The sequence below is a fragment of the Stutzerimonas sp. C6.4V genome (genome assembly GCF_058536345.1).
Genome location: NZ_JBZUBM010000001.1, coordinates 886,102 through 907,666, shown reverse-complemented (window position 1 = coordinate 907,666; position 21,565 = coordinate 886,102). Strand labels below are relative to the sequence as shown.

The 21,565-nt window shown below is 60.5% G+C and carries 20 protein-coding genes and 2 pseudogenes; 12 read left to right on the top strand and 10 right to left on the bottom strand.

What is annotated here, in order from left to right; translation table 11 throughout:
• Nucleotides 1-9: 9 nt before the first annotated feature.
• The 7 genes and pseudogenes from AC4LFW_RS04365 to ttcA form a co-directional block, all read right to left on the bottom strand.
• Nucleotides 10-1,650 (bottom strand): annotated as a pseudogene (locus tag AC4LFW_RS04365) (cytochrome ubiquinol oxidase subunit I).
• Nucleotides 1,647-1,826, bottom strand: a complete 180-nt coding sequence (gene cydP / locus AC4LFW_RS04360) for a cytochrome oxidase putative small subunit CydP (RefSeq protein ID WP_491817995.1) — start codon at nucleotides 1,824-1,826, stop codon at nucleotides 1,647-1,649. The pseudogene AC4LFW_RS04365 and the gene cydP overlap by 4 nt, the downstream one beginning before the upstream one ends.
• A gap of 281 nt (nucleotides 1,827-2,107) precedes the next feature.
• The gene (locus AC4LFW_RS04355) at nucleotides 2,108-2,662 is read right to left on the bottom strand and encodes a putative natural product biosynthesis protein (RefSeq protein ID WP_491817994.1); all 555 of its coding nucleotides are present in this window, start codon (nucleotides 2,660-2,662) and stop codon (nucleotides 2,108-2,110) included.
• Nucleotides 2,663-2,762: 100 nt separating this feature from the next.
• Nucleotides 2,763-3,131, bottom strand: coding sequence for a DUF2946 family protein (locus tag AC4LFW_RS04350; RefSeq protein WP_491817993.1), 369 nt, complete (start codon nucleotides 3,129-3,131; stop codon nucleotides 2,763-2,765).
• A gap of 62 nt (nucleotides 3,132-3,193) precedes the next feature.
• Nucleotides 3,194-3,865: a DNA-3-methyladenine glycosylase I gene (locus tag AC4LFW_RS04345; RefSeq protein WP_491817992.1), complete on the bottom strand. Its 672-nt coding sequence runs from the start codon at nucleotides 3,863-3,865 to the stop codon at nucleotides 3,194-3,196.
• A 92-nt stretch (nucleotides 3,866-3,957) separates the two neighbouring features.
• Nucleotides 3,958-5,028 (bottom strand): 3-deoxy-7-phosphoheptulonate synthase, encoded by a 1,071-nt coding sequence (locus AC4LFW_RS04340; protein ID WP_491817991.1) that lies wholly within the window; start codon nucleotides 5,026-5,028, stop codon nucleotides 3,958-3,960.
• A gap of 483 nt (nucleotides 5,029-5,511) precedes the next feature.
• Nucleotides 5,512-6,336, bottom strand: coding sequence for a tRNA 2-thiocytidine(32) synthetase TtcA (gene ttcA, locus AC4LFW_RS04335; RefSeq protein WP_491817990.1), 825 nt, complete (start codon nucleotides 6,334-6,336; stop codon nucleotides 5,512-5,514).
• Nucleotides 6,337-6,448: 112 nt separating this feature from the next.
• On the opposite strand from ttcA, the gene AC4LFW_RS04330 reads away from it, so the two are divergent.
• The 4 genes from AC4LFW_RS04330 (at nucleotide 6,449) to AC4LFW_RS04315 (ending at nucleotide 9,211) form a co-directional block, all read left to right on the top strand.
• A complete protein-coding gene (locus AC4LFW_RS04330; RefSeq protein ID WP_491817989.1) occupies nucleotides 6,449-7,078 on the top strand; it encodes a DNA-J related domain-containing protein in 630 nt (209 codons plus the stop codon).
• Nucleotides 7,079-7,214: 136 nt separating this feature from the next.
• Nucleotides 7,215-7,814 (top strand): Yip1 family protein, encoded by a 600-nt coding sequence (locus AC4LFW_RS04325; protein WP_491817988.1) that lies wholly within the window; start codon nucleotides 7,215-7,217, stop codon nucleotides 7,812-7,814.
• A 139-nt stretch (nucleotides 7,815-7,953) separates the two neighbouring features.
• The gene (locus AC4LFW_RS04320) at nucleotides 7,954-8,655 is read left to right on the top strand and encodes a Yip1 family protein (RefSeq protein WP_491817987.1); all 702 of its coding nucleotides are present in this window, start codon (nucleotides 7,954-7,956) and stop codon (nucleotides 8,653-8,655) included.
• A 61-nt stretch (nucleotides 8,656-8,716) separates the two neighbouring features.
• Nucleotides 8,717-9,211 carry a SprT family zinc-dependent metalloprotease gene (locus AC4LFW_RS04315; RefSeq protein WP_491817986.1) on the top strand — a complete coding sequence of 165 codons (495 nt, stop codon included), beginning with the start codon at nucleotides 8,717-8,719 and terminating at the stop codon, nucleotides 9,209-9,211.
• 12 nt (nucleotides 9,212-9,223) lie between these two features.
• Here the strand turns inward: AC4LFW_RS04315 and AC4LFW_RS04310 are convergent, their stop codons facing one another.
• On the bottom strand, nucleotides 9,224-10,411 hold the full coding sequence (locus AC4LFW_RS04310; protein ID WP_491820123.1) for an MFS transporter: 1,188 nt from the start codon (nucleotides 10,409-10,411) through the stop codon (nucleotides 9,224-9,226).
• 316 nt (nucleotides 10,412-10,727) lie between these two features.
• Here AC4LFW_RS04310 and AC4LFW_RS04305 point away from each other — a divergent pair, with 316 nt between their 5' ends.
• From AC4LFW_RS04305 to AC4LFW_RS04270, 8 genes are all read left to right on the top strand, one after another.
• Nucleotides 10,728-10,901: a nitrate reductase gene (locus AC4LFW_RS04305; RefSeq protein ID WP_491817985.1), complete on the top strand. Its 174-nt coding sequence runs from the start codon at nucleotides 10,728-10,730 to the stop codon at nucleotides 10,899-10,901.
• A gap of 76 nt (nucleotides 10,902-10,977) precedes the next feature.
• Nucleotides 10,978-11,238 (top strand): chaperone NapD, encoded by a 261-nt coding sequence (locus AC4LFW_RS04300; protein ID WP_491817984.1) that lies wholly within the window; start codon nucleotides 10,978-10,980, stop codon nucleotides 11,236-11,238.
• Complete coding sequence (gene napA, locus AC4LFW_RS04295; protein ID WP_491817983.1) at nucleotides 11,235-13,739, top strand: nitrate reductase catalytic subunit NapA; 2,505 nt, start codon at nucleotides 11,235-11,237, stop codon at nucleotides 13,737-13,739. The genes AC4LFW_RS04300 and napA overlap by 4 nt, the downstream gene beginning before the upstream one ends.
• 11 nt (nucleotides 13,740-13,750) lie before the next feature.
• Nucleotides 13,751-14,233, top strand: a complete 483-nt coding sequence (locus AC4LFW_RS04290) for a nitrate reductase cytochrome c-type subunit (protein WP_491817982.1) — start codon at nucleotides 13,751-13,753, stop codon at nucleotides 14,231-14,233.
• 10 nt (nucleotides 14,234-14,243) lie between these two features.
• Nucleotides 14,244-14,840: a cytochrome c3 family protein gene (locus AC4LFW_RS04285; protein WP_491817981.1), complete on the top strand. Its 597-nt coding sequence runs from the start codon at nucleotides 14,244-14,246 to the stop codon at nucleotides 14,838-14,840.
• A gap of 148 nt (nucleotides 14,841-14,988) precedes the next feature.
• Nucleotides 14,989-15,783, top strand: a complete 795-nt coding sequence (locus AC4LFW_RS04280) for a dienelactone hydrolase family protein (protein WP_491817980.1) — start codon at nucleotides 14,989-14,991, stop codon at nucleotides 15,781-15,783.
• Between the two features lie 192 nt (nucleotides 15,784-15,975).
• Nucleotides 15,976-16,413 carry a hypothetical protein gene (locus AC4LFW_RS04275; RefSeq protein ID WP_491817979.1) on the top strand — a complete coding sequence of 146 codons (438 nt, stop codon included), beginning with the start codon at nucleotides 15,976-15,978 and terminating at the stop codon, nucleotides 16,411-16,413.
• Entirely contained in the window at nucleotides 16,410-16,811 is a 402-nt protein-coding gene (locus AC4LFW_RS04270; protein ID WP_491817978.1) for an META domain-containing protein, read from the top strand. The genes AC4LFW_RS04275 and AC4LFW_RS04270 overlap by 4 nt, the downstream gene beginning before the upstream one ends.
• A 370-nt stretch (nucleotides 16,812-17,181) precedes the next feature.
• Here the strand turns inward: AC4LFW_RS04270 and AC4LFW_RS04265 are convergent, their stop codons facing one another.
• Both AC4LFW_RS04265 and AC4LFW_RS04260 read right to left on the bottom strand, forming a co-directional pair.
• A complete protein-coding gene (locus AC4LFW_RS04265; protein ID WP_491817977.1) occupies nucleotides 17,182-17,577 on the bottom strand; it encodes a hypothetical protein in 396 nt (131 codons plus the stop codon).
• An 88-nt stretch (nucleotides 17,578-17,665) separates the two neighbouring features.
• Nucleotides 17,666-21,532, bottom strand: a pseudogene (locus AC4LFW_RS04260) (LamG-like jellyroll fold domain-containing protein); the annotation flags it as partial.
• Nucleotides 21,533-21,565 lie beyond the last annotated feature (33 nt).

The window sequence follows — 21,565 nt, the reverse complement described above, 5'->3', positions numbered from 1 at the left end:
GCTTTTACCTCACACGGGGGCAGGTTCGGTGGGGGTATCTTTCTCTGGCGCCGGCGCGGCGACAGCCTCGCGAAGCTTGCGCATGTGGCTGGCGGCCGCCGCTTCCAGCTCGAAGTGATAGCGCCCGGTATGCAGGCTGCTCGGGCCCAGCCGGGCGAAGCGGATCATCAGGAACAGCTCCACTACCAACAGCAACGTATAGAAACCCACCAGGGCCAGCAGCGAACCCCACATATCCCCCGCTGCCAGGGTCGAGGTCGACAGGTGCGTTGGCAGCACCTCAGCGATCGACCAGGGCTGGCGGCCGTGCTCGGCGACGTACCAGCCGGTCTGTGCGGCAACCCACGGCAACGGCAGGCTGAACAGCGCGAACTTCAGCAACCAGGGTTTGTTCTCTGCATTGCGCTTGACCGAAGCCCAGCTGGCCAGGGCGAACAGCAGCAGCATGAGGAAGCCGGCCAGGACCATGGCGCGGAAGGTCCAGAACAGGCTGAACACATCCGGAATGGTATCCAGCGCGGCAAGACGGATCTGCTCGTCGCTGGCGTCCGCCACGTTATCGGTGTAGCGCTTGAGCAGCAGGCCATAGCCCAGGTCCTGCTTGACCTCGTTGAAGGCCTCGATGTTCTCCGGCGACTTGTCACCGCCACGCAGCGTCTGCAGCCGCGTTTAGGCAAGCATGCCGTTGCGAATGCGCTGCTCGTGCTCGATCAGCAGGTCCTTGATGCCCTTGATCTCTTCGTCCAGCGAGCGGGTCGCAATCAGGCCCAGTGCATAAGGGATCTTTACCGCATAGTCGGTGCGCTGCGCCTGCTGGTCTGGCAGGCCGAACAGGGTAAAGCCGGCCGGTGCCGGGTGGGTTTCCCACTCCGCCTCGATGGCGGCGAGCTTGACCTTCTGCACATCGCCAATCTCGTAGCCCGACTCGTCCCCCAGGATGATCACCGAGAGGGTCGAGGCCAGGCCGAACACAGACGCGATGGCGAATGACCGCCGGGCAAAGCCAAGGTCGCGCTTCTTCAGCAGGTAGAAGGAAGAGATCGCCAGGACGAATATCGCGCCCGTCACGTAGCCGGCCGATACCGTATGCACGAACTTCACCTGCGCCACCGGGTTGAACAGCAGCGCACCGAAGTCCACCAGCTCCATGCGCATGGTCTCGAAGTTGAACTGCGAGCCGACCGGATTCTGCATCCAGCCGTTGGCGATCAGGATCCACAGCGCCGAGAGGTTCGAACCGAGCGCCACCAGCCAGGTGACGGCCAGATGCTGCATCCTGCTCAGCCGATCCCAGCCAAAGAAGAACAGACCGATGAAGGTCGACTCCAGGAAAAACGCCATCAGCCCTTCGATCGCCAGCGGCGCGCCGAAGATGTCGCCCACGTAGTGGCTGTAGTAAGCCCAGTTGGTGCCGAACTGGAACTCCATGGTCAGGCCGGTGGTGACGCCGAGGGCAAAGTTGATCCCGAAGAGTTTGCCCCAGAACTGGGTCATGTCCTTGTAGACCTGCCGGCCGGTGATGACGTAGACCGACTCCATGATGGCCAGCAGGAAGGCCAGCCCCAGCGTCAGGGGCACGAAGAGAAAGTGATACATCGCCGTCATGGCGAACTGCAGACGTGATAGATCGACAACGCTTTCGGAGATCATCTCGGTACTCCCTGAGGGACTGAATCCCGTGTATCAAGCAGATAGCCGGCAACCTGCGCCGGCCCCCTTTCCGGAACACCGGGCGCATCGAACCAGATGGTTTTGATGATCATGAGGATCGCCACCTTGGCCAGCATCACCAGCACGATGTCCCGCTTCAGCGATGACCTGAACATGCCCGCCTCCCCTGCTCCGTAATTGAGGTGCTTTGCGCAGCCTCAGCGCTTCCCGACGGGATCTATGCTGCGATTGGAGGCCCCGCTCGGGAGCCGGGATTACTCTGCTGTCTCGACCCACCCGTGGAAGCTGTGCTCAGGGCCGAGGCAACTGAAGTGTCGTGCGCGCCCACTGCGGCGACAACTGCGACAGGCTGCCCCAGCACACCGTCGCCAGCCGCCGCCGGCCACCGCCTCGCTGCCCTGGCAAGGCCGGCGTGAACTGCGGCGGACCGTCGCATTCAGGGCACCCTTAACCACCGTCGAAAGCCCGTGCCGCTGGTGGTTGAGAGTGGACTCCAGGCGAAATCCCAGGGTACGGGTGGCAGTTCCTCCAGCTCCGCAGCCAAGGGACGGGGGCGCTGGCGTAGCTGAGGTTTCCAATCGAAGACATGAATGTTGTCGCCTCCCCAACCGATCACGATGCCAATCGCCGGGCTGTCGTCACTGACCACCCAACGCGCTGCGGCGGCGATCATCATGGCCTCTATATGGTCCGATTCGATCAGCTCGCGGTAGCCCGACCCGAGGAGCCAGCGGCAAACGCTGAGGTGGAAGGTCCAGCCGAGAGCCACCTGACAACCGTAGGCCCAGGTCATGAACTGGCGGAACACATTCATCCCATCTGGCGGGTCGAACTTGAGTAGTTGAGGACATACATCGAACAACGCGTGCCAATAAGGCAGAAGCCTGGCATCCAGATGCACGAAGCTGCAGGCGTTGCTGGGGTAGTCCGGGAAAGGCAGCCGCAAGCCAACGCGACTGACGGTGCGGTTCGATCTTTCTGTCATCGTCATGCTGAGTCCCCTGTATTGACTGATCCGTCGGTTGCCGACGGTCTTCCGTCCAACCCGCAGCGTCACGGCGGGCAGACGGCGCCATGAACCGGCCAGGAGTTCAGGGGGCGTGGGGATTCAGCGCGGGCCAATGGCGCCGAGGTCTGCGCGGGTCCGGGGCTGGTCTTGCTGGTGGCAGCGCTGCGCTGCGCTTCAGCCAACCCAGGGCGAGCACCACCAGGATGCCCAGAAAGACTGAACCGCACAGTGGGCAGTCAAGGGACTGCCGGGCCAGCTCATGAACGTCCGCGGCCAGCACTTGATCGCCGGCCGAAGACGCATCGGTGGTGCAGAAGGAGGTCTCGCCCAGGGCCAACAGCAAGCCCTGGTGGGAGCCGTGGTTCAGGCTACAGGCAAAGCCATCGAGCAGGATGCAGACAAGGAGCACCCAGGTGATGGTCTCGATACGCTTGGCTTTGACGATGGTCATGTCTGGACTTTACACCGGGGCCCTGCCATCAGCGCTGCGCCAAACCGCCGCATTAAGTGCGGTTAATGATTGACCGTGAAAGCAAGCATCGCCGAAAGCTGGGACATGGGTCGGCCACTGTCGTTGTGCCATTGATTGAACAGGGCCTGCACCGCAGCCTGGTCGCGCTGGCTGGCAGGCACCTTGTCCACCACCTTTTGCGCCTTGAGCGCAGCCACCACGTCATTGCTGGGGATAAAGGTGTCCTTGCCGGCCATGCGCAGGAGGCGCGGCGCCGACAACCCGCCAAGCTGACATCCCTGTTTGGCCAGGTACCGCCACAACCCGACGATGTCGGTCACCGGCCAGTCGGCGATCAGGTTGCCAAAGCTGCCATGTTCCCTGGCGACATCCAGCACGAACTGCGCGTTGCGCGGCACGCTCTTGAGCTTGCCCAGATGGCGGATGATGCGCGTGTCCTGCATCAATCGCTCGATATGCTCGCCGCCCATCAGCACCAATTTGTCCGGATCGAAACGAAAGAAGACTTCCTCGAACGCCGGCCACTTGGCATCGACCAGGCTGTGCTTGAGGCCGGCCCGGAAGATTCGCAGGCTGATCAGCGAAAGGTAGCGATCATCCGGAACGGCGCGAAGCTCATCAGGGCTGTTGGGCCGCGGCAGACGGCTCTCCAGTGCCGCGGCGGAGCCGAAACGATTGAGACAGTATTCGTGCAGCCATTTGTAGTCGCGCATGCGGGTCCTGAACATCATTCGAAACGAGCCGCACAGGGTGCCCGGGGCGAATCGGTGCCGCAAGCCCGGCCATCGCAGCCGGGCCGCTCTCTTCAGCCGCGCAGACGATCCGCAACCTGAAGTAGCGTCTGTTCGGTCGCGCTCCAGCCAAGGCAGCCATCGGTGATGGATACGCCGTATTGCAGCTCATGCGTCAGCGGCTGGCAGCCATCGAACAGGTGGCTCTCAAGCATGACCCCGCGCAGACTCGTGTCGCCAGCCAGACGCTGCTCGATCACGCTCCGCAGCACTGCGGGCTGACGCAGCGGATCCTTGCCACTGTTGGCGTGACTGCAGTCGACCATGATCCGCGGGACGATCCCCTGTCCCAGCAGAGTGTCCCGGGCGCGGGCGACGCTCGCCTCGTCATGGTTGGGAGCACCCTGGCCACCGCGCAGCACCAGATGGGTATCGGGATTACCGGCCGTACTCAACATCGCCGGGTGGCCCAGGTCATCAATGCCGAAGTGTTGATGCGGATGCGCGGCTGAGCGCATCGCATCGCAGGCGATCGCGAGACTGCCATCAGTACCGTTCTTGAAGCCCACCGGCAGATCCAGCCCACTGACCAGCTCACGATGGATTTGCGATTCGCTGGTTCGCGCGCCGATAGCGGCCCAACCCAGCAGGTCATCGAAGTACCCTGCCGCAAGTGGCTGCAGCAGCTCAGTGGCGATCGGCAGGCCGCATTCGATGATGTCCAGCATCAGGCGGCGCGCAACGGTCAGGCCCTGGGCCATGTCACCGGTGCCATCGAGCTGCGGATCATAAACCAGTCCTTTCCAGCCCACCGTAGTACGCGGCTTCTCGACATAGGCGCGCATTACCAGCAGCAGTTTATCGCTGACCTGGGGCACAAGCCCGGCCAGACGCGCCGCGTAATCCAACGCCGATTGCGGATCATGCAGCGAACAGGGGCCAACCACCACGAGCAGACGAGCGTCCTCGCCATTGAGTACGGCCCGGATGGCATCACGGTCGGTCTGGATGCGTTTGGCGAGCGATGCACTGAGCGGAAGGCGTTGGCGTAGCAAGGCGGGGCTGGGGAGCGGCTGAGCGCTGCGTCTGGTTGGAGAACCAACAGGCGACTGGTCTAAGGCTAGGGCGTTGAGCGGTGAATTCATGATCTGGCGTCCTTTTGGCCGGCGCGGCATCTGTGCCGCGTCGGCGCTAGCGAAGTGTTCGGTCTAGAGGTTTCGGAGTAACGCAGTTAAAACGGCTAAATCGCCAGTCATAGCGGTAGGTGCGGTATTCATTGCGGTAGCTGTACATGGTGTTTTCCTCTATTCGAGTTGCCTTTTCAGGCTGGAAAAAACAAACCCCCGGTCGGGTGGCCGACCGGGGGTTCGAAAACTGACTGGTGGCGACCCTGTGCTGCTAGGGCGCCTGTGGGGTATCAGGCGCGCCTGTGGCTAAACCAATACCCAAAGTAATAACCGGCAGCCACAACCATCCGCCCGCACTCCGTCGTGACGCGGGGGGCGCCTGAGATGGTGATGGACACTGATGTTGGGCTGGCGAACATGTTCGACTCCTGGAGTGGGCTAACCATAGAGCTTCAGGCGTCAGGCTTCAAGCCGGAACGCCAAATCTGCAGCTTGCCGTTTCTACAGGCTCATCACATCGAGGAAGCGCGGCGTAGCGGCGTCATCGATGCGCAGGCTGGTGAAGTCGAACAGGTTGCGGTCGGCGAGTTGCGACGGCACCACGTTCTGCAGGGCTCGGAACATGATCTCGACGCGACCGGGCGACTTTCGCTCCCATTCCTGAAGCATTTCCTTGACCACTTGGCGCTGCAGGTTTTCCTGCGAACCACAGAGATTGCACGGGATGATCGGGAAGGCCTTCATCTGCGAATAGGCTTCGATGTCAGCCTCGCTGCAGTAGGCCAGCGGGCGAATCACCACGTTGCGGCCGTCATCGGACAGCAGCTTCGGTGGCATGGCCTTGAGGGTGCCGCCGTAGAACATATTCAGAAAGAAGGTTTCAAGAATGTCGTCGCGATGATGACCGAGCGCCATCTTGGTCGCGCCGATCTCATCGGCAAAGGTATAGAGCGTACCGCGGCGCAGGCGCGAGCACAGCGAGCAGGTCGTCTTGCCTTCCGGGATCTTTTCCTTGACCACCGAATAGGTATCCTTTTCGACGATGTGATACTCGACGCCAATGGATTTCAGGTATTCGGGCAGCACGTGCTCAGGAAAGCCAGGTTGCTTCTGGTCCATGTTCACGGCAACGATCTCGAACTTGATCGGGGCGACCTTCTGCAGATACAGCAGCACGTCGAGCATCGTATAGCTGTCTTTGCCGCCGGACAGGCAGACCATGACCTTGTCGCCATCCTCGATCATGTTGAAATCGGTGACAGCCTCGCCGGCAAGGCGGCGCAGGCGCTTCTGCAGTTTGTTCTGGTTGACCGAGAGGTTGCCCATGTCTGGAGTCCGGTGAGATGCGAAAGGCGCGCATTTTACGCGCAAAAAGTGCCAGCGCCCCACCCCGTCCATCCAGCCCTTACAGTGCTGGCGCTGTGCTAGGCTTGCCAGCATGAACGACGATCTCGAACCCGACATGGACCTGGCCGAGCAGATCCTCATGCTGCTGCGCGAACGGCCCGAAGGCTGCAGCGAATACGAGCTCATCCAACAGCTCAAGGCCCGACATAGCACGCATATCCCCAACCTGCCGCTGCTCGACAAGCTGGTGCTGTTTCGCACCCACTTTCTCGTATTCAACGCCCTGTATCGCTTGCGCGATCAGCTCTGGGGCGAGACCAGCCATAGCCTGCAGATCTCGCCGCTGTGCGTTCAGCTGCATCCCTACCTTCCAGGCGACTGCGGTGTTGTCGAGAACGACCCATTGCGCGAGTACTACCTGGACATGACGAACCTGCGCGATACCGACGAAGCGGAAGTCGAGCGGTTGCTGGCGAGCTTCTGGGCGCGGATGCGTGGCGATTTCATCGGCGAGAGCAGCGATGCCTCGGACCCGGATCAGAAGCGTGCCGCGCTGGAATTGTTCGAGCTTGATCAGGAAGAGCCGTCGCTGAGCTTGCCCATGATCAAGCGTCGCTACCGCCAGTTGGTCAGCATTCATCATCCCGACCGCGGAGGCAGCACAACGCGCATCCAGTCGATCAACCTGGCGATGGAAATACTGCAACGCTATTACCGATGAAGAGGTAGCTTCCATTTACTCTAACCAACCTGATGCGCCGTGCCGCTGCCTCCCTATACTGCGACTTAAGGTCGCACGCCCGTCGCATTGACGGCACGCCAGGCGAAGCGACCCTCCAAACAGAGGAGACGCTGGCATGATCAATCACGTATGGGGACTCTTTGCGCATCCTGGCCAGGAATGGCAGGAAATCACCGGTGAGGAACGCGGTGTCGGCCGCCTGCATCTTGGAGAGGTGGCGGCACTGGCGGCGATACCGGCCATATCGGCATTCATCGGCACCACCCAGGTCGGCTGGAGCATCGGCGGTGGCGAAGCGGTCAAGCTTACCGAGAGCAGCGCCCTCCAGCTGACGCTACTGTCCTACCTGGCCATGCTCGCAGGTGTAGCGGTCATGGGCGCGTTCATCCACTGGATGTCGCGCACCTACGACGCCAGCCCCACGCTGGTCCAGTGTGTGGTATTTGCCGCCTATACCGCCACGCCGCTGTTCGTTGGAGGCCTGGCAGCGCTCTACCCGCATATCTGGCTCGGCATGCTCGTCGGTACGGCGGCGATCTGTTACACCACCTACCTGCTGTATGTCGGCCTGCCTACGTTCATGAACATTCCTTCGGACGAAGGCTTCCTGTTCTCCAGCTCGGTGCTTGCCGTTGGCCTGGTGGTCCTGGTAGCGATCATTGCCCTGTCGGTGATCATGTGGGGCATGGGCGTCGGGCCGATCTACGTTCGATAACTTCAATTGAGCCGGAGCCGGCGTGAGGATCATCGCGCCGGCTCGCTGCTGCCTGCGACATAGTGGTGTTGAATCCCTATCGCGCTTGGGCGTCTATACAGCAACAGCTGCGTTCAAGCACCTGGCATTAGGAGGCTCCATGACCCCAGAATTCATCAGCTTGTTCACCCGGCCGGACCGCGCCTGGGAAACCATTCGTCAAAAGGAAGATGCCCATAGTCTTCACTATCTTATGCACCTGCTATTGCTGGCACTTGTTCCAGCTGTGTGCCTGTTCATCGGTGTCACGTTCGTGGGATGGAGCCTGGTAGAGGCGGAACGGGTGCGGCTCAACTTCGGCAGTGCCTTGCAACTCTGTTTGCTGCTGTACGTCACCATCATCGTCGGCACCGTGATCATGGGTTTCTTTGTCCGCTGGATGGCACGCGCGTTCGACGTGCGACCGAACATCAATCAGTGCATCGGCTTCGTCGCGTATGTAATCACGCCCTTCTTGCTCGCCGGTGTGACGGGGCTGTATCCGAATCGCTGGTTTGCCGCTCTGGTCCTGCTGATTGCGGGTATCTATTCGACTTATCTGTTATTCACCGGCCTGCCGGCGTTCATGCGCCAACGCAGTTCGCAGAGCTTTCTGTACGCCAGCTCGATCTGGGCTGTGGCGTTGCTGGTGATGGTAACGATCCTGGTGTCCATGATTTTGTTCTGGTCGCAGTTCCTCCAGCCGAACTACGAGCGAAACGTTGAGCAAAATCAGAGCTATGGCTTCGAAGAGAACCGCCCACAGGAAGAGCCAGGTGGCCTGGATAACGAGCGGCGTTTCAACGAACGCCCCAATGAGTGAATCGACTCGAACACCTCGGCCCGCTTTGACATAATGCCGCGCTCTGCAACCGGAGTTCCCGATGCCCGAGCGACTTAAGGCCCGTGTCGAAACCTGCTACCAGCTGGCCGAGGATTTCTTCAAGCGAGGCTTCGAGCGTCCGCAGATCAGCTTCAAGCTTCGCGGTCAGAAAGCAGGTGTCGCCCACCTGAACCAGAATCTGCTGCGCTTCAACCCTCAGCTGTATCAGGAAAACCGCGAGCACTTTCTCAAGCAGACCGTGGCCCATGAAGTGGCCCACTTGGTCGCTCATCAGATGTTTGGCGGTCGGATTCGGCCTCATGGCGAAGAATGGCAACTGATCATGCGCGGCGTATACGAACTCCCGGCTGATCGCTGCCACAGCTATGCGATTTCCCGTCGGCAAACCAGCGCCTACATCTATCGATGCGCCTGCCCTGAGCGGGACTTTCCGTTTACGGCTCAGCGCCATGCCTTGGTACGCAAAGGGCGCCGCTACTTCTGCCGCAGCTGCCGTTCCACGCTGGCTTACAGCGGCGAACAGCGAATCGACTGACCGACCGGCGCCCTACAGGCATCTGGCGCGCCAGGCAGCGAGCACGAACAGCGCAGCCAGCACTGCCGTCAGCGGTAGCCATCCCGCATGCTCCCACACATAGCCCGCCGCATATCCCACCACGCTTGAACCCAGATAATAGGCACACAGGTAGAGCGCCGAGGCCTGCGCCTTGGCGCCCTTGGCATGTACACCGACCTGCCCGCTGGCGACGGCGTGCGCGGCAAAAAAGCCGAGCGTGAACAACGCCAACCCGACCACAATCGCGAACAGCCACGGTGTCGAACACAGCCCCACACCCAGTAGCATCAGCCCAACACCGCCTTGCAGCACCCTCCTCGCACCCAGCCGCGGGACCAGCCGCCCTGCCCAACCGGCACTGAATATCCCAGCCAGATAGACCGTAAAGAGCAGACCAATGATGGTCGAAGACAGGCCAAAAGGTGGCCCAGCCAGGCGAAAGCCGATGTAGTTGAACAAGGCAACGAAACCTCCCATCAGCAAAAACGCTTGCAGGAATAGGTTACGGAGGATCGGATTGCCAAGATGCTCTGCGAAGTTTCCCATCAGCCCGCGCAACGTGAGCGGTTGTGCCTTGAAATGGCGCGAGGGTGGGAGCAGCCAGCCGAACGCAACCAGGGCAGCCAGCCCCAGCGCAGCGATTCCACCCAGCGCCAACTGCCAACCACCGATGTCACTCAGCAAGCCTGATAACAGCCTGCCCAAGAGCCCACCCAGTGCGGTTCCGCCGATGTACAACCCCATCGCTGCGGGCAACGATTCGGGATCAAACTCCTCCCCCACATACGCCATCGCCAATGCCGGCAGTCCACTGAGCGCGAGCCCCAGCAATGCGCGCAGCACCAGCAGCAGCGTCCAGGACTGCGCCAACGCGCACGCCAAGCCGAGAATAACCGCGAGAGTCAGGGCAGCCACCATGACGGGCTTGCGTCCCCAGCTCTCGGCAAGCGCACCTGACACCAGCAGAGCGAGCGCCAGCGACAACGTCGTCAAGGACAACGCCAGGCTGCTGCTGGCAGCCGATACAGCGAACCGCGCGGCCAACAGTGGCAACAGTGGCTGCACGCAGTACAGCATGGCGAAAGTGGCGAACCCGGCGCAGAACAGCGCCAGCGTTGCGCGGCGATAGGCATTCGTGCCGCGCTTGAAATGGCCATGGACCGAAACATCGAGAGGCATGCTGCTACCAAACAGGCGATCGCCATCATGCAGGCGGAAAAAGGCGCGCAGGCTACCACAGCGGGCACCGGCCCGATCGTCCCCCGCCACGTCGCAACTACCTGAAGCAAGGTATGCCTGAACGGCGCCAGGAACGAAATTCATGCCTGACCGTTCGGCGTTTTGGTTGTGCCAACTGAGCTTCACTTGAGTGAGATCAATGAAAGTGAAAGTGGCCGTAATAACCTTATGCTTTGTGGACGAATGGCTTTGATTACCTTGCTCCTGTTACCTAGACTTCAGGCACAGCAGTCGGAAGTTAGCAAGGGTGACCGCAGTGGCAAACGACACCGATCTCGCGTCAATTGGCAAACCACAGGAAACGCGGCTTTTCGTATTTCTGCTGGTATTCCTGTTCCCCCTGTTGAGCATCGTCTCCGTTGCCGGCTACGGCTTTATCGTCTGGATCAGCCAGCTGGTCATCTTCGGCCCTCCCGGCCCACCTGGCTAGGCATCGAGCCCCCGCCGGGGAAACCTTGAATTATTCCCCTTAGCCGCATCCATTGATGCCGGCGGAGCCCATAAAAATGAACACTGCCTTGCACATCGCAAGCCTGCTCGTCCATTGCCGCCCCGAGTTGCTAGAAGCGGTGAAACGAAACCTGGCGTTGCTGCCTGCCCTTGAACTGCACCAGGAAAGCCCGGCCGGGAAAGTGGTTGTGGTCCTGGAAGCTGAACACGAAAGCCGCATCCTCGACACCATCAACCACATCCAGCAAATGCCCGGCGTACTCAACGCTGCCCTGATCTACCACGAACTCCTCACCCATGAAGGAGAGCCTGAATGAGCCTCACTCGTCGCCAATTCGCCAAGGCCAACGCCGCGGCCATCGCTGCATCCGTGGCGGGCATGCCCATCGCAACCAGCGCCAGCAACCTGCTTACCGACCCCCAAGCCACCAACCTCAAGTGGAGCAAGGCGCCTTGCCGCTTCTGCGGCACAGGCTGTGGCGTGATGGTCGCTACCGCCGGTGATCGTGTCGTGGCTACCCATGGCGATGTCAAAGCCGAGGTCAACCGGGGCATCAACTGCGTCAAGGGCTACTTCCTGTCGAAGATCATGTACGGCACCGACCGCCTGACCCAGCCACTGCTGCGCATGAAGAATGGCCAGTACGACAAGCAGGGTGAGTTCCAGCCCGTCAGCTGGGAACAGGCGTTCGACGTCATGGAAGAGAAATACAAGACCGCCCTCAAGCAGAGCGGGCCCAGCGCTGTCGGCATGTTCGGTTCCGGCCAGTGGACTGTCTGGGAAGGCTATGCAGCCAGCAAGCTGATGAAGGCCGGCTTCAGGTCCAACAACCTCGACCCGAATGCCCGGCACTGCATGGCCTCGGCTGCCGTAGGCTTCATGCGCACCTTCGGCATGGATGAGCCGATGGGCTGCTATGACGACATCGAAGCCGCCGACGCCTTCGTGCTCTGGGGCTCGAACATGGCCGAGATGCACCCGGTGCTCTGGACGCGGGTAACCGACCGCCGCCTGAGCGCGCCACATGTAAAAGTCGCGGTGATGTCGACTTTCGAGCACCGCAGCTTCGATCTGGCCGATATTCCGATGGTGTTCACGCCGCAGACGGACCTGGTGATCCTCAACTACATCGCCAACTACATCATCCAGAGCGGCGCGGTCAACCAGGACTTCATCAAGAACCACACCAAGTTCGCCAAGGGCGCGACCAACATCGGCTACGGCCTGCGCCCGACCGACCCCCGTGAACTGAAGGCGGAGAATGCCGCTGCCGCCGGCGGTTGGACCGATATCAGCTACGAAGACTATGCCGAGTTCCTCAAGCCCTACACGCTGGAGCATGCGGCGAAGGAATCGGGCGTGCCTGCCGAGCGCCTGAAAGCCCTGGCCGAACTCTATGCCGACCCGAAGGTGAAGGTCATGTCGTTCTGGACCATGGGCTTCAACCAGCACACCCGCGGTGTCTGGGCGAACAACATGATCTACAACATCCACCTGCTGACCGGCAAGATCAGCGAGCCCGGCAACAGCCCCTTCTCGCTCACCGGCCAACCCTCTGCCTGCGGCACGGCGCGTGAGGTCGGCACCTTCTCGCACCGTCTGCCTGCGGACATGGTCGTCACCAATCCCAAGCACCGCGCGGTCACCGAAAAAATCTGGAAACTGCCCGAGGGCACGATTCCGGAAAAGCCCGGCTACCACGCCGTGCAACAGAGCCGGGAACTCAAAGACGGCAATCTCAAGGTCTACTGGACCCAGGCGACCAATAACATGCAGGCCGGCCCGAACATCATGCAGGAAGTGCTGCCTGGCTGGCGCAACCCGGAAACCTTCGTCGTGGTTTCCGACGTGTATCCCACTGTCTCGGCCCAGGCCGCAGACCTCATTCTTCCCGCCGCGATGTGGGTGGAAAAGGAAGGCGCCTACGGCAACGCCGAGCGGCGCACGCACCTATGGCACCAGCTGGTCAGCCCGCCTGGCGAAGCACGCTCCGACCTCTGGCAACTGATGGAGTTTTCCAAACGCTTCACCACCGATGAGGTCTGGCCAGCCGAGCTGCTGGCCAAGGCCCCGGACCTGAAGGGCAAGACATTGTTCGAAGTCTTGTTCAAGAACGGTCAGGTCGACAAATTCCCCACCTCGGATATCGAAGAGGGCTACCGCAACCAGGAGTCGGAGGCCTACGGCTTCTATGTCCAGAAAGGCCTGTTCGAGGAATACGCCCAGTTCGGCCGCGGTCACGGCCATGATCTTGCCGACTTCGACCTTTACCACCAGGAGCGCGGCCTGCGTTGGCCAGTGGTAGACGGCAAGGAAACACGCTGGCGCTACCGTGAAGGTCATGATCCTTATGTTGCCAAAGGCGCAGGCGTGCAGTTCTACGGTTATCCGGACAAGAAAGCGATCATCTTTGCGCTGCCTTACGAGGTGCCAGCGGAGATGCCCGACGAAGAATATCCGTTCTGGCTCAGCACCGGCCGCGTGCTGGAGCATTGGCACACCGGCAGCATGACCCAGCGCGTTGACGAGCTTCACCTCGCCGTACCCGATGCGCTGGTCTACATGCACCCCGAAGACGCTCGCGACCTCAAGGCGCGCCGCGGCAGTGTGGTCAAGGTAATCAGCCGCCGGGGTGAAATGCAGGCGCGTATCGAAACGCGTGGACGCAACAAGCCACCGAAGGGCCTGATCTTCGTGCCCTTCTTCGACGCCAACAAACTGATCAACAAGGTCACCCTCGACGCTACCGACCCGATCTCCAAGCAAACCGATTTCAAGAAGTGTGCCGTGAAGATCGAAGTGGTCAGCATCGCCTGAGGAGAGTCGCCATGAAATTTCGTTTACTACCTTTGACGCTCCTCGCGGTAGTTGGCCTTGCCGTGGCGGCCGGGCCGGACTACCCGCTGGATGCCCCTGCCCCGGACGGACGTCGGCCGGGCGGTACCATTACCCAGGAGTTCACCCCCCCGCCGCTGAAGGACGAGGAAAACAAGGACCTCAGGCGAGAGCGCAACTATCCCGAGCAGCCACCGACTATCCCCCACACCATCCGTGGCTATCAGGTCGACAAGAACGGCAACAAATGCCTGGCCTGTCACAGCCGGGCCAACAGTGCACGCACCCAGGCGCCGATGATCAGCATCACTCACTTCACCGATCGTGACAGCCAGACGCTCGGTACGGTTGCGCCACGTCGCTATTTCTGCACCCAGTGCCACGTAGTGCAGCACGACGTGAAACCGCTGGTGCAGAACGACTTCGAGAACATCGACGAACTGCTGTATCACGAACATCAGCAGAACGAAGAGTGAGGACGCCTGGATGAAGTCGATACTGTCGTTTCTCAAGCGATACTGGGCCGTCCTGCGACGGCCAAGCGTGCATTACAGCCTTGGTGCGCTGACGCTCGGCGGATTCATTGCCGGCATCATCTTCTGGGGCGGGTTCAATACCGCCCTGGAGGCGACCAACACCGAAACCTTCTGTATTTCCTGCCACGAGATGGAAGACAACGTGTACATGGAAATCAAGGACACCATCCACTACACCAATCGCTCCGGCGTGCGCGCCACCTGCCCCGACTGTCATGTGCCCCATGAATGGACTGACAAGATCGCGCGCAAGATGCAGGCATCCAAGGAGGTCTGGGGCAAGATTTTCGGGACCATCAATACTCGCGAAAAATTCCTCGGCATGCGCCGGGAAATGGCTGAGCGCGAGTGGCGTCGCCTGAAGGCCAATGATTCGCTCGAGTGCCGCAACTGCCACAACTACGAGTTCATGGACTTTACCCGCCAGAGCAAACGCGCCGCTCAGTTCCACTCCAAGGCGCTGGGCACCGGCGAAGCGACCTGTATCGACTGCCACAAGGGCATCGCCCACCGCCTGCCGGACATGCATGGTGTGCCTGGCTGGTAACCCACCCGGGCCGGCGCAGGCTTTTGCTTCGCGCCGGCTTGCGCTCTCCCCATCCAGCGATTCCTTCCTGGGCTGCGCCTGAACAACCGGCTTGCAGACGAGTCGAACAACGGCTATCTATCGTTGCGCCCATAACAAGGAGTCCCCCATGCGCTATTGCCTGCTCGGCACGCTGATGGCCGCCAGTGCCCTCGCCCACGCCGAAGTCCAGACCCGGGAAATCCCCTATACCGCTGCCGATGGCACGGAGATGGTCGGTTACTACGCCTATGACGATGCCACCGAGGGGAAGCGACCTGGCATTGTCGTAGTCCATGAATGGTGGGGCCTGAATGACTACGCCAAACGCCGCGCTCGTGACCTGGCCGAGCTTGGCTACAGCGCATTGGCGATCGACATGTATGGCCAGGGCAAGAACACCGAACATCCCAAAGACGCCATGAGTTTCATGAAGGCGGCACTGGCTGATGCCGATGCCGCCAAGGGTCGCTTCAATGCCGGCCTGGATCTGCTCAAAAAGCAACAACAGACCGATAGCGACAAGCTTGCAGCAGTCGGCTACTGCTTCGGCGGCAAGGTCGTACTGGACATGGCCCGCCAAGGCGTGCCCCTTGACGGGGTAGTCAGCTTCCACGGCGCACTGGCCACCGAGACCCGTGCTGCGCCAGGTAGCGTCAAGGCGCGGGTGCTGGTCGAGCATGGCAGTGCCGACAGCATGGTCAGCGCCGATGACGTCGCGGCACTCAGCGCCGAGATGGTCAAGGCCGGCGCCGACTACCAGCTCGTCAACCTGCCTGGCGCCAAGCATGGTTTCACCAACCCAGGCGCTGACCAGTTCCAGGACAAGGGAGTCGATGTGGCCTACAACAAAGCCGCCGACGAGCGCTCGTGGAATGACATGCAACGCTTCCTCGAGGAAACATTCGACAACCCACGGCCATAGCGCACAGCTTCGTTCGCCGGGTTACGCCGTGTTTGAAACCCGGATTACGCCTTAGGCTAATCCAGGCTACGTGGCGTGATGCATCGCAGGATGGAATCGCCGCAGGCGCTTCCATCGTGATGCTTACGCGAGGGCTTGGCGTGGCCGTGCTAGCATTGCCGCCACTGCAACCTTTCCAGTCGATCGCGAGTCATGGCCGAACACGATTTTCGCTACACCCTGCTCAACCCCGGACACACCCTGACCGAATGCCGCGCCCTGGCACCGGGCCGTTACCAGGTCACCGGCAACGGTGGCAATGTTCGCTCAGGCGATGTCCTTATCGTCACGCTCAAGGGCAGCCGAGACCTTTCCCAGCGCTTGACCGTCGATAAGGTTCGTCACCTGATAAACCCGCCTGGCCAGTGGATGGCCGTGGCGAACGGGCCGGTGTTCAAGGAACTGGCGATCATCAACTGGCAAGTCGACTGCGACGGTTGTGGCAAGCGACTGGATTTCGAGTTCGCCGTCGATGCCAGCAAGGGCGAAGCCGCCCGCGCCCCGGCCGCCGAAGCACGAATCGCCGAACTGGGCTGGAAGAACGACACCAACCGACACCTTTGCCCAGCCTGTCAGAGGGCGAAGCCATGAACAAAACCCTGTTGGCCGGCTTGGTCTGCTTGTCCGTAACGGGATGCGCGGTAGAACCGTTAACGCTGCAGAACGATGTCACCTATATTGCCGAATGGATCGGCGACGAACCGGTAGTGGGCCGCAACCCTCTATCGCTGACCTTTAGCGACGATCGCGCCTACGGCAATGCCGGCTGCAACCATTGGTTCGCCAGCTACCAGCTCGACGGACAGAAGCTGCGCTTCAGTGAGATCGGCAGCACGCGCAAGATGTGCGCCGAGCACATCATGAAGCAGGAACAGCATTTCCTCGAACTGCTCTCTCAGATCGAACGCTGGGATGTCTCCAAGATCGATCAGCTGCGGTTCTGGCCTGCCAAAGGTGCCCCGCTGCGAGTTTGGCCAGAGCAGAACTAGGCTGCGCCAAAGCTGGGCACGCCAGTCGATAAACGCACTGCCAGCAAGCGTATGGCTCAGTAGCACCGGGCGTCGATGTCGACTATTGCAACCAGGGCTCCTGCCCCGCCGTCAGCAAATTCTCGCGCCACATCTGGCCTGCAGTGGCTCCGAGCCGCATAGCCCTTGATTCCAGCTTCCTCCGTCGCTACGTCAGGCCCACTTTGGCCTGCCCGTCCAGACAGAGCGCCCATCAGATTTTCCTAACTGGCACGCGTCATGCAAAGCCTCTGGTAACCAGTTTTGGGGACCCTGGTACAGGCAGGCCAGGGATTCCCCTCTTTTATCGAAAAGAAGCCCAGGCCGCTCGGTGTCGAGCGGCCTTGCCAAATCAGCGATAGACCTCACGTCGGAAAATCAGGGGCGGCGAGCCCCGGTAAATACCGAAACTTGCCAAACCGGCAGCCGGTACCCGTCCCCCGCCAGTCCAGTTGTACTTGAGCCACTCGGGCATGGCCGGCATGGTTACGGTTACGCTTCCCTGGTTACCCTCTCCCGGCGCACTCAGCACTAGGGCGCCTTCGCCGCCGTCCAGAGCCCTGACGGAAGCAATGACTTCACCTTGGGAAAGATTGCCGGTATAGGCTTGTAACGAGGGCGCTCCCAGCGATGCGGAGGTTGTGCAGCGATCTTCCTCCTGCCTGAAGCCTGCTGCCGTACCGAGTGGCTGCCAGGTTTCGATCGTTATCGGTAGGTTCAGGTCTTGCAGTCTCCGAACCGTGCGCATTGCCGAGCGACAGCCGACCGAGGCGAACTTCGCTGCCAGGAGTCTGCTCAAGTTCGTAGGTATAAGGTTGGCAGCCTGTGCCTGGCGAGGAATGGCAGACTCCGTCCTGGTCTGTAATGCCGGCAGCCGTCAATGTCTGCTCCACTGCAGCAACGAAGGGAAGGTCAACCAGCGAATGTATTTCCTGAGGCGCATAGACAAGCTGCTCGCCAGACCAGCGGTACAGCCGGGAGCCGTTGCCGTCGTTAATGCCTTCGATTACCGCCTCAGCAGAGCCGCGCGTGTGCAAGCGCTCGTCCAATGCAGCCTTACCGACGATCGAGCGATAAGCCTCACGAGCCGGAGAGCCGAGCCGCCAGAACGGCGGACGATCATAGTTGTTCGTAACCGCACCTGCGCTGTTATAAGCGGTCACCGTCACCTGAGGTTCGAGGCCAGGAGCAAAGTCCATCGGCTGCCCCTGATAGCTGAATGTACTGCAACTCGGGGTCAGACTGGCCGTTGCGGTTACCCCCAGACGGGCCGGAATGAATCGACCGATGAGGTTACTGACGCCCCCATCGACAGTCTCGCCGAAGTAACTGACGCCTTGGTTCGGACTAGCGGTCAGCTGAAAGACGCCAACTTCTGAAATCCTCTGTGCGGTAACGGTGCTCATCTCGCCATGCCCATGGTCGTAGGCCGTCACGCTGAGAACGCCGTTATCACCTCCTTCTGGAGCCATGAGTGTGTGCTTCAACATAAACGCACCATTGAGGGCGCTTAGTGTGAAGTTCGGAGTGGTTGCGTTGTCCGCTAACGCTTGGGCAGTACGGGGCTCGCTATCGGAACCGCCCCAGCCGACGGCCCGGAAGCGCACCGGAAACGGCTCCCCTGCAGCGATGAATACGGGACATTCTTCTATCGTCATTCCCTTGCAACGCTGATCCACCGGGCGGTTGTCGATGTCCGTCTCGATATGGATTCCGTAGGGTTTACTGACAAACAGGTCGGCCCCCTGCATGGCCAGCCCCTGCTCATTACCTTCTGCTGGCGCATACCGGACATTGAGGTTCATCCTCCCAGCGTCGGGGTAACTGACCGTCAGCGCGGCCCTCGCCTCGGAATCGAATTTCAAAGTGACCGGGGTAAACTCCGACGCCGAACCCGCTGGGGTCGTCCTGATTGTGGTGCCGTTGAGGCTGACCGCCTGACTACCGGAGCTTGGCGAATCGTACGTAGCATTGAATCCGATGGTTTTGGTTCCACCTCCAAACCCGGCCACGCACTTCTGCGGGTCTTTGGTACCGGCCTTGACGGCTCGTAACCAGACCTCGGGCTGAGGGCGGTTGGCGATCAGTGTGGGTACGTCGACGATGAAGCCGCTCTCCACGCCCACCAGCTTGCATCCCGCCGTAGAACAGGTGGTTTCGCCAAAGGACAGAGCCGGGGGTGTCGACCCGCCCACGCCGATTGTCGCCTCCCCTGGGCGAGTAACCTGCACCATAGCCTTGGCAGTTCCACCGGTGAAACTCAATTGATTACTGCCTTGCCATACCGCTCCATCGGAAGTGAGCATCGCTGTAACCGCCTCGCTGTAAACCTTGGAGCAATCGGCATTCAGGCAAGCGGTCACCGTTACTTCTTGTGGGTTGCAGGTAAGCGAGGGCGAGGAATAGCGCAGATCGAAGTGATGTATCTGCTCGTCGATGGACTCAATGTCGGTAGCGCACACGTTGAGGTTGTCGATTTCGTGGATGTTGGTCGATCCGCCCGTAGAGCCGGTGAGGGACAGATAGAACCGCTCCGGCAACGCCGCCTGGCCGTTGCCACTGGCCATTACGTTGTAGCGATTCAGATTCGGCAGTACTTCGAAGCTTGAGCCTGTTTTGCGTTCCATCGTGACCAGTACCTGGCCCTGGACTCGAGCGTCAATGGTCAAACGATAACGATGGCCCGGCGAAGCGCTGGTGCTGGAGGCAGCGTCAACTTCAGGACTGAGCATACCCTCGGTCCCCCTTAGATATTTGTAGCCGGTCAATCCGCTACCCGACCCCCGGACGCTTACCGAATCGCGAATAAGCCCGCTTCCACCAACACGGCCCTCGGTGGGGTTGGAGAAGTTGCCGTATTCATCGATGGCAATTCCAAGCCAGCCACCGGCGAAGCCATTGACCTTGTTGCTGCTGTCGTTGAGCTGGGCATATCCCAGCGAGCCGCCAAACCCACCCGGTTGTGGAGTTTGCGTGGCATCCGACAGGATGACCGCGATGCCATCGGCACCGCTGCCGTTGTAGGCGAAATAATCGAACTCGACCTGGATGAAGTTGCCCTGCGCCGGGAACAGCCGCTGCAATGCCGACGCGGTGGAAACGTTATTTGCGTTACTGGTCAGGCGCAGGCGACCCGAATAAACAGCCGGCGTAAAGGCCGTCCTACCACGACTGGAAACCGCCCAATCGGTGCTCAGTCCACTGTCGAAATTGTCGCCAAAACACTGTAGACGACGCGAACATTCATGGCGTTCTTTAACCAGAGCAGCAATTTCACTGGCACTGAGCGCACCGTCATAGATGCGCAGTTCATCCAGTTCGCCATTGAAATGACGGCCGGCCAGCTGATCCCAACCCAGTTGCAACGGATCGGTGTTGGCAACCGGAGTTCCACTGAAGCTGGCTCGTCCAGACTCGACGCCATTGATGTAAATGCGCTGATCTCCCGGTGTGTAGCGAACCACCACGTGGCTCCACTGCCCGACTGCAAGCGCCTTGTTGCTATTGAACTGGACTGTTGCGTTAGGCCCGGTCGTCTGCCACCACCAATTCACCGTACCGTTCGAATTGAGATGAAACTCGTAGTTTTCGTCCTTTGACAAAATGCTCATCAATCCGCCGCTCGCCGGAAGGCTGCGCGGCTTGACCCAAACGCCAATTGTAAAGCTGTCACGCAAGGAGAGCAGGTCATCATGTGCTGCCTGCAAGTATTGGCTGGAGCTGGCAACAAAGCTGCCGTAACCACAGGTCCCCTGTGAGTCCACCGCCGGCAATGCAGGCGTGGCTGATGCCGCCGTGGCACCGTTGATAGCGCGACCGACCAAGCCGTTGCCGGAGGCATCCTTCACGTCCCCAGCCGCGCCCGTCCAGCTCGCTTCGTCCAACAACCAGCTTAGACGCAGCTCGGCCGGCTTGGCACAGCTACCCACCGGTACCACATAACGAACAGAAGCATTCGATGCCAGCGACACGTTCGATGCCGTTACCGCACCGTACAGCCTGACAGAATCTCCGATAACCACATTGCGCTGGCTGTAGACATAACCGCTGAACGTCGTATCGGTATTGAGCGTGACGTCACTGTAGCCGTACAGGAACAGCTTGCTTGCTGAACCCGCGATTTCGTTCCCCGGCGAGTTGTAGAGAGAGCGATAGCCCAGGCTCGGCGCATCTCGTACGAACAACCGAACCCGCCCGTTGCCAGCGACCTGTATCTGCGAATCCGAACCCGTCACCAGTGAACCGATCCAGTAATCGCCGGGTGAAAGCGACAGAACGGCGCGATAGCCGACCTGTAACTGAGCGATGTAAAAGTTCTGGCCATTGCTGTTGATCGACAGTTGACCTTCTGAGCCCACGTCGACAGTTCGATACCGGTTCACACCGTTGCCAGTGAGCGTCCCGCTCCCTTGGTAACCTACGTTGACATCCGTCGTGCTGGAATAGCTCTGGAAAGCCCCCGGGGACTGCGAAGGCCCGTTTGAGACGATCGCCTCACACTGACTGGTCGTACAGGTCGGCGCGAACCAGGACCACCAGTTTCGGGTGATCGTCCCGGCGTGCAGTCGCGCATCGGGGCTGTTCTGCAGTTGTGCGTTATAGCCGAAGTAGATCCCGCCAAGGTTGTAGCTCTGCAGGCCATCAGGGAAGTTCTCTGAGCAGATTCCTACTTCGGCACTCCAGGCAAGCAGAGACCAGGCCATCCCAATACAAGCAACCAGTACGTTACGGAATAG

Bases quoted from the DNA above. Each gene is read 5' to 3' on its own strand.
- cydP (WP_491817995.1), bottom strand. From the start codon at position 1,826: ATGTTCAGGTCATCGCTGAAGCGGGACATCGTGCTGGTGATGCTGGCC.
- AC4LFW_RS04355 (WP_491817994.1), bottom strand. From the start codon at position 2,662: ATGACGATGACAGAAAGATCGAACCGCACCGTCAGTCGCGTTGGCTTG.
- AC4LFW_RS04350 (WP_491817993.1), bottom strand. From the start codon at position 3,131: ATGACCATCGTCAAAGCCAAGCGTATCGAGACCATCACCTGGGTGCTC.
- AC4LFW_RS04345 (WP_491817992.1), bottom strand. From the start codon at position 3,865: ATGCGCGACTACAAATGGCTGCACGAATACTGTCTCAATCGTTTCGGC.
- AC4LFW_RS04340 (WP_491817991.1), bottom strand. From the start codon at position 5,028: ATGAATTCACCGCTCAACGCCCTAGCCTTAGACCAGTCGCCTGTTGGT.
- ttcA (WP_491817990.1), bottom strand. From the start codon at position 6,336: ATGGGCAACCTCTCGGTCAACCAGAACAAACTGCAGAAGCGCCTGCGC.
- AC4LFW_RS04330 (WP_491817989.1), top strand. From the start codon at position 6,449: ATGAACGACGATCTCGAACCCGACATGGACCTGGCCGAGCAGATCCTC.
- AC4LFW_RS04325 (WP_491817988.1), top strand. From the start codon at position 7,215: ATGATCAATCACGTATGGGGACTCTTTGCGCATCCTGGCCAGGAATGG.
- AC4LFW_RS04320 (WP_491817987.1), top strand. From the start codon at position 7,954: ATGACCCCAGAATTCATCAGCTTGTTCACCCGGCCGGACCGCGCCTGG.
- AC4LFW_RS04315 (WP_491817986.1), top strand. From the start codon at position 8,717: ATGCCCGAGCGACTTAAGGCCCGTGTCGAAACCTGCTACCAGCTGGCC.
- AC4LFW_RS04310 (WP_491820123.1), bottom strand. From the start codon at position 10,411: ATGCCTCTCGATGTTTCGGTCCATGGCCATTTCAAGCGCGGCACGAAT.
- AC4LFW_RS04300 (WP_491817984.1), top strand. From the start codon at position 10,978: ATGAACACTGCCTTGCACATCGCAAGCCTGCTCGTCCATTGCCGCCCC.
- napA (WP_491817983.1), top strand. From the start codon at position 11,235: ATGAGCCTCACTCGTCGCCAATTCGCCAAGGCCAACGCCGCGGCCATC.
- AC4LFW_RS04290 (WP_491817982.1), top strand. From the start codon at position 13,751: ATGAAATTTCGTTTACTACCTTTGACGCTCCTCGCGGTAGTTGGCCTT.
- AC4LFW_RS04285 (WP_491817981.1), top strand. From the start codon at position 14,244: ATGAAGTCGATACTGTCGTTTCTCAAGCGATACTGGGCCGTCCTGCGA.
- AC4LFW_RS04280 (WP_491817980.1), top strand. From the start codon at position 14,989: ATGCGCTATTGCCTGCTCGGCACGCTGATGGCCGCCAGTGCCCTCGCC.
- AC4LFW_RS04275 (WP_491817979.1), top strand. From the start codon at position 15,976: ATGGCCGAACACGATTTTCGCTACACCCTGCTCAACCCCGGACACACC.
- AC4LFW_RS04270 (WP_491817978.1), top strand. From the start codon at position 16,410: ATGAACAAAACCCTGTTGGCCGGCTTGGTCTGCTTGTCCGTAACGGGA.
- AC4LFW_RS04265 (WP_491817977.1), bottom strand. From the start codon at position 17,577: ATGCGCACGGTTCGGAGACTGCAAGACCTGAACCTACCGATAACGATC.